Source organism: Alphaproteobacteria bacterium (genome assembly GCA_018063245.1).
Taxonomy (GTDB): domain Bacteria; phylum Pseudomonadota; class Alphaproteobacteria; order JAGPBS01; family JAGPBS01; genus JAGPBS01.
The window spans coordinates 39,817-51,617 of sequence record JAGPBS010000006.1 but is presented as its reverse complement, the minus strand read 5'-3'; the positions used below and the strand labels follow the sequence as shown (position 1 = coordinate 51,617).

The window sequence follows — 11,801 nt, the reverse complement described above, 5'->3', positions numbered from 1 at the left end:
CTTCATAACGAGTCGGCCAGTAATATAAGGCTCAGACAATTGATATACATTAACACCATCAAAATATGACATGATTATCTCCCTTTAAATAAAAATACATTATAATTATACATAATATTCAAACTTTTTCAATAGATAATTAATAAATAATTAAAAATTATTAAAATAGCACGACACTTTTGTGCAACATTTACAAAATAATGTTGCACATCGTTGCACATTAAAGTATAGTATTATCATGAACCTATCTTTTACACTAGATACCACACTCATCAGCCTTCTCAAACAACTCGACAATGAGTTTGCTATTGCATATCACGACCTAAAAAGCCTCTCTCAAGATGAAAGAGACGGGCTACATCGTTATGCCAAAATCAGCATGATTGGATCATCGACACGAATTGAAAATGCTCTTTTAACAGACATAGAAATCAGTTGGCTCGACACTATTTTAACAGAAGATGGAAAACCCTCTGCTCTGCAAGAAAACAGAGACATCATTGAAAATAAACTTTCTAAAGATCGAGAAAGAAGCATTGAAGAGGTTGCCGGTTGTCGTGCGATGCTCATGCTGATCTATCAAAATCCGACAGACTTTATCCCGCTCAGAGAGAGCGATATCAGATTCCTCCATTTTGAACTTTTATCACCTTATCAAAAAGCTATTACCTACGCCGGACAATATAAAACACAATCAAATTCAGTTGTTGAAGTCAATCACACAACTGGTAAAACAAAAACTGTTTTTCAAACGGCTGATGCAGGACCTATCACAAGTGCTGCAATGAGGGATCTCGTGGAATGGTACAATCTTAATCTTCCGCAAGCACCTTGGCCAATAACTGTTACAGCAGAATTTATTTACAGATTCTTGGCTATCCATCCTTTTCAAGATGGAAATGGACGACTTGGCAGAGGTCTATTTTTATTAAGCCTACTACAGTCTCAGTCTGAAACGATTTCATATGTGTCGCGGTATTTAGCAATTGATCGATACATTGAAAAAAATAAAGAAGAATATTATTACGTTCTAAACAAATGCTCAAACGGCACGTTCAAACAAAACCCCATGGACTATCAAATACAGCTTTTCCTGAAATTCATGATCAAAATCATCAAAGAATCAATTGCAGGTATTGACGTTGCGAAACAAAAATTCTCTGCTGAACGCGGCTTGCATGAATCAGCCGCACATGTCCTAAATTGTTTTAAGAATCACCCCGAAATTCGATTAACAACCCATACAATTGTTCAAGAAACACGATTGCCACGCCGTACAGTTATTTATGCAATCAACACACTCTTAGAGTTAAATCTTATCCAAAAATATGGCCGACAACAATCAGCACGCTATCAGCTTACTTTTTAAGCAATAAGCGCACACACCGAATACCAATCAAAATCCCTTACGGCCAAAGAGCTTTTCTATATCGTCCTTTTTAAGGGTGATATAAGTGGGCCTACCATGATTACATTGGCCTGAATATGGGTTTTTTTCCATGTCTCTTAGTAAGGCATTCATCTCGGCAATCGTCAATTTCCGTCCTGATCTAACAGAACCATGACAAGCCATTGTCGCGCAAACATGATCCAATCTTTCACGCAGAGATTCAATCGCACCGAACTCGGCGATCTCATCTGCTAGATCTTCCATCATTTTTTTGACATTCGCTTTTCCCAATAGGCTTGGAACCTCATGAACGATAATTTCTGATTGCCCAAAAGCCTCAAATTGCAAGCCCATTTTGGCCAGTTCCTCTTGATGGGTTAAAAGAGAGGCAAATGATGTCGCTGACAAAGACACAATCTCAGGAATCAATAACTGCTGCGATGAAACGCCTCCGTCAATAAAATAGGACTTCATCTGCTCATAAACAAGCCTTTCATGAGCCGCGTGCTGATCCACAATCACAATGCCTTCTTCCGTTTGAGCAATAATGTAATTCTCATGAACCTGGGCTGTTGCCGCTCCTAACGGATAGACCTCTTCTTCTCTAATGTCTAAAGCCTCAGCTTTGACCATGGGCGGCAATGATTCCCTCATAAACAATTCAGAGGCAGGCTCTTCAACCTTTGATTCATAAGGCTGATAAGCCTCAAATAAAGACTCTCTCGCACGCTCCTGAACCACCGGACTTCGGTAAGACACAAATTGAGCAATTGTCCTATCTGAGAGCACGTCAGCAGATTGATTCGCTTGGCCTGAAATCGCCTCTTTGAGGGCTGAAATCAAAAATCCACGCACCATATTCACATCTCTGAATCGTAGTTCCGTTTTCTGCGGGTGCACATTCACATCAACAAAGTCATAGGGCAGAACCAAAAATAGAGCCAAGAGTGGGAAACGACCACGCGGCAAAACATCGCCATAAGCAACACGAATCGCCGTTAAAAGTACTTTATCCTTCACCATGCGCCCATTGACAAACAAGTATTGATATTGCCCTGTTGACTTATGATAATTTGGCAAGGAAACATACCCATCCAGCCGAATATTTTCCTTTGCAATTGAAATCTTGATCGAGTTGGTCTCAAAATCCTTCCCCAATATTTTTGCAATGCGTGAGAGACTCAAGACCTCGCTTGCATCAAATGGAACTGGAAGTGTTAACATGTCACGATCATTTGCAGAGAGCTTAAAGGCAATCTGAGGGTTCGCCATGGCAAGAGCTTGAACCGTTTCAACGATATAGGACTGCTCCGTCTGTGCTGATTTCAGAAATTTCAGCCGTGCAGGCGTTGCAAAAAATAAATCTCTGACTTCAATGTCAGTGCCTTGTTGTAAATTAGCCGGTACAAAAGACACTTCTTGCCCTGCTTCTAATGTCAAAGACCAAGCCTCTTCTGCCTCTTTTTGACGACTCGTAATGGAAAAACGTGATACAGAAGCAATAGAAGGCAAAGCCTCGCCCCTGAAACCCATTGTTGAAATATGGAGTAAATTTTCATCAGCTAACTTTGAGGTCGCATGACGCATCAAGGCAACCCGGATCTCATCTTTTGCAATACCGCACCCATTGTCCACAATTTTGATAAAAGCGACACCGCCATCTCTAATCCAAATTGAAATCTCTGTTGCACCTGCATCAATTGAATTTTCAACAAGCTCTTTGATAACAGCAGAAGGTCTTTCAACCACCTCCCCCGCAGCAATTTGATTCACCAAGCGGTCCGATAATATCCGAATATGCGCCATTCTACTCAATACTCTGAATCTTTGTCATCAAGCGTGCTGTCGATGAATCATGACGTGAAAACTCATGTGAAGCAATATCTTGGGAAATTGTCAAAGCAAGTTTCTTTCCAAGCTCAACACCAAATTGATCAAATGAATTGATATTCCAAAACACACCTTCACAAAAAACACGATGCTCATATAAGGCCAATAATGACCCCATAGAATAAGGCGTCAATCGATCAATCAATAATATATTGGATGGCTTATTGCCCTCAAAATGCAAATGTGCTGGGAAATCATCGGAAATTTTTTTCCCATCAGACCCTAACAAAAATGCTTCGCTTTGGGCAATCAAATTGACAAGTAAAGCTTCGTGATGATCTTGATGATCATGAGCTGCCTGAACAATTCCTAAAAACTCAAGCGGTATAAAATGCGATCCCTGATGAAGCATTTGAAAAAAGGCATGCTGTCCATTGGTTCCAACTTGACCAAACACAACGGGTGACGTGGCATAAGTGACAAGGTCTCCATCACGTCCTGCAGATTTACCATTGCTTTCCATCATCAATTGCTGAAGATAATTCACAAAAAACTCAAGCCTTTGATCATAAGGCAACACAGCCATAGCTGATGCTCCAAAAAAAGACACATACCAGAATGACAATAAAGCCATCAAAAGCGGCATATTCTGCTCTAAAGGCGCTGTCTTAAAATGCTGATCCATCGCGCGACCGCCCTTTAAAAAGGCTCTGAAATGATCAGCCCCTATCGCTATCATAAGCGATAGGCCTATTGATGACCATGAGCTAAACCGGCCGCCAACAAAATCCCAAAAACCAAAAATACGATCAGGCTTTATACCGAATTCTTTTGCTTTCTCAACGGCTGCTGAAACAGCAACAAAATGTGATTCAATCGCCTTCTTATCACCGCCAACACCTGCAATCAGCCAATTTTTAGCCAAAATCGCATTCTTGAGGGTTTCAAACGTTGTAAAAGTTTTTGATGCCACAATAAACAAAGTTTCTTCCGGATCACAGGCTGATAAAATCTCTGTAATATCATAAGGATCAATATTCGATACAAAATAAAAAGATAGATGAGGCGCCCTAAATTCTTTCAGAGCCCGAACCAAAAAGCGCGGCCCTAAATCTGATCCACCAATTCCTATATTGATAACCTTGCGAATCGCCTTACCTGTATGCCCACGCAATTCACCGGTGCGTATCTTTTCAGCGAACTCAAAGCATCTCTTTCTTTCACTCAAGACAGATGGCATCACATTTTGACCATCATGCATAAAAATATCTTCAGCATCAGCACGAATAGCCATATGCAAGACCGAACGCCCTTCTGTTGCATTCAGTTTTTCACCTGAAAAAAGTCTTTCTCTTTCTTTTGAAAATTCGCGCTCTTCTGCAAATTCTCTCAGTAATGACATTGTCTCAGTCGTGATGATATTTTTACTATAATCTAAAAAGAAACCATCATGCTGACATGAAAATCGCTTGGCTCTATCAGGATCTTCAGCAAAAAACCGACGCATATCAGCCTTAGTCATTTTGCTGTCAAAATGTTGTTGTAAGGCTTGAAATGCCTTCCCATCTTGAATAGAAGGAGTCATTTTTTGCACCATAGTTACTGACTTAATGATTTGTTTTAGGTGGTGTATAGGAATAATCTGCAACAGCCGATTTCAATCCCTCAGGCTTTCCAACAACAACAATCAACATCGATTCAGGCACAAAAAGCTTTTGTGTATATTGATTCAGTTGATCCAGGCTCACTGAATCAATATTTTGATCATATTGACGAATGCGATCAGCCGAAATATTTTCCTGCATCCCGCCCATCAAAAAAGCTGAAACATTTTTGTTAGAATCGAGTTGAACAGGCATATGGCCTTTTAAATAGGTTTTGGCTTTACTAAGTTGATCTTCTGTGAAGCCAGTTGCCTGAACATCACGGCAGGCCTTCAAGAAAATAGAAACCACTTCACCCGCAGATTCATTCTTGGTTTCGCCATATGCATCAAAAGTTTGCAGTTCATCTTCTATTGAAATGCCCGTTTTAAAACCATAACTTAGCCCACGAAGTTCACGAATTTCATGATTTAAAACCGATGAAAAAGTACCGCCCATAATTTGTGATGCAATCACTTGTGCAAACCAATTCTGATCATGAGGTCCAACACCCTTTTGAGTAACCGATACATAACTTTGTGGAATGTCCAAATCAACTTTGACAACTTGCCCTTTACCATCAACTTGAATAATCTCACGCTTTAAAGGCTCTTTTGGCGTTTTTGACAAATCACCAAAAATACGCTCAACCAATTTTTCAGCCTCTTTGGCCGTAATATCACCACTGATTGCAATCAGCAAGCCTTCCTGCGCAATCCATTTTTGATGAAAAGCTTTAATATCTTCAATAGTAATTTGTTTCACCGTTGAAATAGTAGGAAAACGGGCATAGACATGATTTGGGTACAAAGTCGCAGCAACTTTCTTATAAGCAATATCATACTTATCCTTTTCTTGAGCTTGCAAAGCCTGAACTTCACGATCAACGACTTTAGAAAAAGCCTCAGGATCAAAACGTGGCTTCATTAAAGCAAGCTTTAACAAATCAGCCATCTCTGATCGATTCTGAGTCAGTGTTGTCAGCTGTCCTGTCAAGTGATCCTTTGTCATGTTAAATTCAATACCGCCTGATAGATTCAAAACAGCCTTATCAAAAGCTGCATCATCCAAATCGCCTGCACCATCAACTAACAACATTGACATGAGATCAGCAGTGCCTTCTTTACCAATTGGATCATACTTTTCACCCGCCTCAAACGAAAAGCGCAATGACAAAATCGGTGCTGAATGGTCTTCTACCAGCCAAACCTTAATCCCCGATTCTGTTTTAATTTCTTGAATATCCATTGCAAATCCTACTTTTCCAAATCCTAAAGAACAAACCAACAATCCCGTAATCAATGAGAGAGATGAAACATATTTTTTCATGTGTGCCGCCATTCCGATTCTATTTTTCATTTTTATATTACCCATCATGACTATCAAACTCACTGGGCCTTTTGAGCTGCTTGAGGCAAAATATAACCAACGCTATAGTGCATGTTTGGACCAAAGTAGCTAACAAGCGCCTCATTCACATCACTCAAGGTGATCCGATCAAGCTCTGCTGGCCAATCTTCTACATCATCAATCGTTTGACCAACACACAAAGAGCGTCCAAAAATTTGACCAGGATACATGAGTCCATCACGCGCATAATCAACAGACGCTATTAAACGTTTTTTTGCATCTTGGAAAGTTGATTTTGATACGCCATCTTTCACAAGCTGTGCTAACTTCTCTTTAAAAGCCCTTGTTGCATCTTCAGGCCTTTTGCCATCAACCAATGTCATCACAAACTCAAAAGTTGTTGAATCTTCACGCCCAGCATCATATCCAACTGAAAAATCCAAAAGCCATTTCTCTTGCTTAACCATCGAATCATAGAAAGTAAATGATTTCTCATTCATAATTTCCTCAAGAATCGCAAGACTAAGCCCAGCTTTTAAATTTTGTGGTTCTGATGGAACCAAATAAGCAAGATCAATCTTAGATTGTGTTTGAAGTGGGTCTTCATAAGTAACCGTAAAGTTCGCCAAAAGCGGATCCGGCAATGTTCTAGATCTCGTCGGAATTTCTTTTGCTTCAATCATGCCATAGACATTTTGAGCCATTGAAAAGACCTCTTCAGCGACCACATCTCCTGATACAACCAGAATTGCATTATTTGGCGCATACCATTTTTCATGGAAAGCCTTTGCATCATCCATCGTCAAAGCTGCAATATCTGCCTTCAAACCTATAATCTCACGGCCATAAGGGTGAGTCTTAAACAATGTTGGCAAAAATTGTGAATTAAATTTTTGCTCTGGATTATCACCAATCCGAAAATTCCACTCTTCAAGAATCACTTTTTTCTCTGAATCAAAAAATCCTTGCTCAAACTGAATATTTTTAAGCCTATCCGCTTCAAGTTGCATCACAAACTGCAAATGATCCTTTGCCACACTTGCGTAATAAGCCGTATAGTCATCAGAGGTAAAGGCATTCATCGTTCCGCCGACGCTTTCAATATCTCTAAAATATTCTCCGCGAGGCTTTGTCAATGTTGGTCCAAACATAAGATGTTCAAGAAAATGGGCAATCCCTGTTTTACCGCCTTCTTCATCTGCTGACCCGACGCGATACCAAATAATATGATTCACAAGTGGCGCCCGATGATTTTCGACAACAATCACTTGCAGACCATTTGAAAGCGTTTTCACTTGAGGATGAAAGATACCAGAAGATTTTTTACCGAGAGTCATAATTTTATTCACCATTGGAAAATTTTTAAACTTTGAACCATAGGGCGTGAACCGAACCACAACAAGAGCCATCACACACAATGCAATCAAGATCCACATCCATACTAAACCTTTTCTCACTCTTTCCCCCTTTAAAATTATATTATTTGGATTTCTCGAGTGTACTGAGTTTCATTTCATTCTTCAAGAAAAGATTCTTCGCTATGAAGAAAGCCTCATGAAAACCTTTACCTGTGAATAAATCTCTCAATATAAAGTCATCCTGAACTCGTTATCGGATCTGCTTAATAATTACAGAGAGATGCCGAAACAAGTTCGGCATGACGTGACGTGCGTGTTGTTAGACTTTCTAGACCCCCGCCTTCCCTCTACGCTAAAGGTTCAACGCGACAGGTCGCGGGGGTGACAAGTGTAAGGCGTCTAATGTGTTTCTACAGAGCCTTCTGGGGAAGCACGACCCGCAGAAGCAGTTTGAGCATCTTTCTTCTCACCTGTTGTAAATCGCAGCACAAGATTATTGGCAAAGCCATTGACATCTTTAAGTAAACTCTGGAATTCAACAACTTGACCAGGTGCGATCATTTGAGATGGCGCTTTAAATTGCCATTTCTCAATCGGCTTTTTATCAGGGCTGATTGAGACAGCTTGAACAAAAGGTGGGATCATCAAAGCCTCACCACTATTATTTACAATCTTACCCTTTAAGAACAAAACAAGCTTACCTTCTTCTTGAATCCGATTAGCGGTAATCTCTTCAAAGGCAAGGCCATCACCCAAAATCTCAACTGGAATTTGAGCTGTTTGATAAACAATCGCAATCGGCGGCCAGATGGCAATTGCTTCTTTCCGGAAAATAATCGCTGAGGTCAAAATGAAAACCATTGAAGCTGCAAGCGCAATCCACTTGCTATAGGGTGCAATCTTTTGAACAAACTGAAAATCTGCCTTCGCTTTTTCTGCTTGTGGCTTTGATTTTGGTTTTGCAGATTTGATCTCAGCTACGGACTCTGCTGGCGCTGATGTCTGATTGATAGAAGCAACCTCGGGCGCACCTATTTTCTTTTCAGTCCAAACATTCCCACATTTCACACAGCGCAACTTGCGCGGTGCAGACTGCAGCAGTTCATCTTTAACATTATATTGTGCTTGGCATTTTTGACAAGAGACCAACATCGTTCAAATCACCTTATATTAGAAGCATTTTTTATTTTATACCCTAGAATCGGATAAAAGAGAAGTCATGTTTCTGATTTTAATCAGAAAAGTCTTTTCTGTTGAATTGCAACGATGTAAAGTAAACAAAAATACTTTCTGAAATGAAATAGGTCCTGTTATGCCAAACCCAATTATTAAATTCCACCACGCCTCCGCTTCTTATGATCATGAGAATCTGATTCTGAATGACATTTCTTACGATTTTATGCCAGGATCATTCCACTTCTTAACAGGTGTCAGTGGTGCAGGCAAATCCACATTCCTGAAATTAATCACCATGGAGCGTCTGCCAAATGATGGGAACATTTATCTTTTCGGCAAAAACACACATCTCCTCAATCATGAAGACAGGGCTCTGGCACGTCAAGATATCGGTATTGTTTTCCAAGATTTCAAACTGCTTGATCACCTAACCATTTTTGAAAATGTTGCCCTTCCTCTTAAATTCACTGAGAACGCAGAAGGCATTTCCTCTGATCATATTATTGAACTTTTAAATTGGGTGCATCTTGGCAATAAAATTCACAAATATCCACCCACTCTCTCTGGCGGAGAAAAACAAAGAGCTGCCATTGCAAGGGCCATTATCAATCGTCCCAAAATTTTAATTGCTGATGAGCCAACCGGGAATCTTGATGATGAGATTGGCCGAAAAATCATCTCTCTCTTTGAACAATTAAATCAACTCGGCACCACAATTATTTTGGCGACGCACAATGAACATTTGATTGAGGAATATTCCTATCCTGTGCTAAAAATAGAAAACCACCGATTACATGTCAGAGATGGCATACACCAACTAGAGGCAACAGGCACATGAACAATCTCTCATCCGAATTGCGTTTCGACATCAATATGACTGAAAAGCTCATGCCCTTTATCACGGCTATTCTTGTTTTCATGGGTGTTTTAATGCTCATGTTTGCCTTGCATTTTAGAGCCTGGCTTAATGACTGGGATAAAAGTGCTGAATCTCATCTGACAATCCAAGTCAGCATGAATAAATCAGAGGCAGGCAATATCGAAGAAAAAGTCGATAAAATCCTCACTCTTCTCTCCAAAAAAGACTATATTGAGATCGCTCGCGAGATGGACCGTAATGAAATCGATGCGCTTTTATCACCATGGCTTAATAAAAGCATCGCGGAATTAAAACTGAATGTCCCTGCTTTAATCAGCGTCACATTAAAAACTTACAATCCTGATCAAATCAAAGAGCTCACGGCTGAAATCGAAAAAGCCTTTCCGAATACGCCTATTGAACATCATCAGAAATGGCTTGAAAATTTAAATAGCTTCACAAAGATTGCACGTAAAGTTGCTTACACTTTTGCTTCTCTGTCATTTGCAGCCATTATTCTGCTTGTCATGCAAATCACTCTTCTTACTTTAAATACACAAAAATCGTCAATCCACCTTCTCTCAATTCTTGGCGCGAATGACCGATATATTGCAACTAAACTGCAAAAGCACATCTTCAAATTTGCAGCAATTGGTGCATCAATCGGTTTTATTTTAGCGCTTGCCATCATCTATATCATTGCCTTCAAGTTGAAAAATCTGAGCTTCGTTTATTTTCAGAATTTTCTTCCAAGTGATGGGCAATTTCTTGTATTAATATTCGTACCTCTGATTTTGGTCTTAATTATGACCTTAACCGCAAGATGGACTGTTCTCTTTCAACTCAAGAAACGATAAGTAATTCCATGCCCTTTCGACTGCTCAATAGTCTTTTCACCTTTACAATGATCGTTGTTCTGATATGGACAATAGGGCTCTATGTCTTTAGCCTTATCATTCAAAAAACAACAGAAGAAAGCTTTCTTGAAAATAAAAAGTTTGAAGCACTCGTTGTTCTGACAGGTGGTCAAAATCGTATCGACACGGCGCTTGCCCTATTTGAAGCAGGCTTTTCTGATAAGCTCTTTATTAGTGGCGTCACGCAACCTCAATCTTTACAACAAAGAATCGATACTAATGAAAACCTTCGTGGTCGCCAGGAATGCTGCATTGTTCTTGATGAGATAGCAGCTGACACCATCGGCAATGCAACAGAAAGCACAAAATGGCTTGATGCAAACAATATTCATTCTATCTTGCTCGTCACATCAAACTATCATATGCCTAGAAGCCTGCTTGAATTCAAAAAGCAAAATCCACATTTGGTCATCACACCTTATGCCATTGAAGCAACAAATGTTCCGCTCGATCGTTGGTGGCAAAGAGATGGAACAAGACGCCTTATTTTTTCTGAGTATAATAAATTTCTTTTTTCAGCTGCAAAATACTATACCAAAAGGGGGATAGATGTTATTTCTGCGATCTTTAATTTTTAACATTGTTTTTTTTATTTTCTCCGTGCTTTATTGTGGCTTAGGTGTTTGGACCTTGATTCTTCCACGTCCGCTCTTTATATCTTGTATCAAAGGATATATTGCCTCAATCGGATTTTTTGAAAAACATATTTTGAATCTGGATTATGAAATCGTTGGCATGCATCATCTCCCGGCTCGCAAACCTTATTTAATCGCCTCTAAGCACCAATCAGCCTGGGAAACAATGAAGCTTTATTATCATCTTGATGATCCTGCTTTTATCTTAAAAAGAGAATTGCTCTGGGTACCTGTATGGGGCTGGGTTGCGATGAAGGTTAACTTCATCCCTGTCAATCGCGACAAAGGAGGCTCTTCCCTCAGAGCTCTTTTAAAAGCCTCTGAAAAAGCCATTGCTGATAAAAGATCCATCCTCATTTTTCCACAAGGGACCCGCACAGCTCCCGGCACAAGAGCACCTTACAAAATTGGTATTGCAGCTCTTTATAGCTATCTAAAAGTACCAGTTGTTCCTATCGCTGTAAACTCAGGGCTTTTCTGGCCCAAAAACAGCTTCATCAAACGCCCTGGAAAAATCACAATTGAAATATTGCCTTTAATCCCTGCTGGCCTTCCTAAAGATGACTTTATGAAAAGACTGGAACGCGATATTGAAACTGCAACTGATAGATTAGAAAAAACAGCACTTAGTCACTAATTTAAA

10 protein-coding genes are annotated in these 11,801 nt (G+C 39.8%); 5 read left to right on the top strand and 5 right to left on the bottom strand.

Annotated elements, in window-relative coordinates; genetic code table 11:
* Positions 1-238: 238 nt before the first annotated feature.
* Positions 239-1,369 carry a Fic family protein gene (locus KBF71_01525; protein ID MBP9877000.1) on the top strand — a complete coding sequence of 377 codons (1,131 nt, stop codon included), beginning with the start codon at positions 239-241 and terminating at the stop codon, positions 1,367-1,369.
* Positions 1,370-1,396: 27 nt separating this feature from the next.
* Here KBF71_01525 and mutL read toward each other — a convergent pair whose 3' ends face one another.
* From mutL to KBF71_01500, 5 genes are all read right to left on the bottom strand, one after another.
* Complete coding sequence (gene mutL / locus KBF71_01520) at positions 1,397-3,196, bottom strand: DNA mismatch repair endonuclease MutL (GenBank protein MBP9876999.1); 1,800 nt, start codon at positions 3,194-3,196, stop codon at positions 1,397-1,399.
* Position 3,197: 1 nt separating this feature from the next.
* Entirely contained in the window at positions 3,198-4,805 is a 1,608-nt protein-coding gene (gene pgi / locus KBF71_01515) for a glucose-6-phosphate isomerase (protein MBP9876998.1), read from the bottom strand.
* Between the two features lie 22 nt (positions 4,806-4,827).
* Entirely contained in the window at positions 4,828-6,192 is a 1,365-nt protein-coding gene (locus tag KBF71_01510; protein MBP9876997.1) for an insulinase family protein, read from the bottom strand.
* A gap of 59 nt (positions 6,193-6,251) precedes the next feature.
* Positions 6,252-7,670 (bottom strand): insulinase family protein, encoded by a 1,419-nt coding sequence (locus KBF71_01505; GenBank protein MBP9876996.1) that lies wholly within the window; start codon positions 7,668-7,670, stop codon positions 6,252-6,254.
* Positions 7,671-7,970: 300 nt separating this feature from the next.
* The gene (locus KBF71_01500) at positions 7,971-8,723 is read right to left on the bottom strand and encodes a zinc-ribbon domain-containing protein (protein ID MBP9876995.1); all 753 of its coding nucleotides are present in this window, start codon (positions 8,721-8,723) and stop codon (positions 7,971-7,973) included.
* A 160-nt stretch (positions 8,724-8,883) separates the two neighbouring features.
* Between KBF71_01500 and KBF71_01495 the strand changes: the two genes are divergently transcribed.
* From KBF71_01495 to KBF71_01480, 4 genes are read left to right on the top strand one after another with little or no spacing between them, the layout of a single operon-like run.
* Positions 8,884-9,585, top strand: a complete 702-nt coding sequence (locus tag KBF71_01495; protein MBP9876994.1) for an ATP-binding cassette domain-containing protein — start codon at positions 8,884-8,886, stop codon at positions 9,583-9,585.
* Positions 9,582-10,463, top strand: a complete 882-nt coding sequence (locus KBF71_01490) for a hypothetical protein (protein MBP9876993.1) — start codon at positions 9,582-9,584, stop codon at positions 10,461-10,463. The genes KBF71_01495 and KBF71_01490 overlap by 4 nt, the downstream gene beginning before the upstream one ends.
* Before the next feature lie 8 nt (positions 10,464-10,471).
* A complete protein-coding gene (locus tag KBF71_01485; GenBank protein MBP9876992.1) occupies positions 10,472-11,101 on the top strand; it encodes a YdcF family protein in 630 nt (209 codons plus the stop codon).
* Between the two features lie 52 nt (positions 11,102-11,153).
* Positions 11,154-11,795, top strand: coding sequence for a 1-acyl-sn-glycerol-3-phosphate acyltransferase (locus tag KBF71_01480; protein MBP9876991.1), 642 nt, complete (start codon positions 11,154-11,156; stop codon positions 11,793-11,795).
* The last annotated feature ends 6 nt before the right edge of the window (positions 11,796-11,801 follow it).

Bases quoted from the DNA above. Each gene is read 5' to 3' on its own strand.
- KBF71_01525 (MBP9877000.1), top strand. From the start codon at position 239: ATGAACCTATCTTTTACACTAGATACCACACTCATCAGCCTTCTCAAA.
- mutL (MBP9876999.1), bottom strand. From the start codon at position 3,196: ATGGCGCATATTCGGATATTATCGGACCGCTTGGTGAATCAAATTGCT.
- pgi (MBP9876998.1), bottom strand. From the start codon at position 4,805: ATGACTCCTTCTATTCAAGATGGGAAGGCATTTCAAGCCTTACAACAA.
- KBF71_01510 (MBP9876997.1), bottom strand. From the start codon at position 6,192: ATGAAAAAATATGTTTCATCTCTCTCATTGATTACGGGATTGTTGGTT.
- KBF71_01500 (MBP9876995.1), bottom strand. From the start codon at position 8,723: ATGTTGGTCTCTTGTCAAAAATGCCAAGCACAATATAATGTTAAAGAT.
- KBF71_01495 (MBP9876994.1), top strand. From the start codon at position 8,884: ATGCCAAACCCAATTATTAAATTCCACCACGCCTCCGCTTCTTATGAT.
- KBF71_01490 (MBP9876993.1), top strand. From the start codon at position 9,582: ATGAACAATCTCTCATCCGAATTGCGTTTCGACATCAATATGACTGAA.
- KBF71_01485 (MBP9876992.1), top strand. From the start codon at position 10,472: ATGCCCTTTCGACTGCTCAATAGTCTTTTCACCTTTACAATGATCGTT.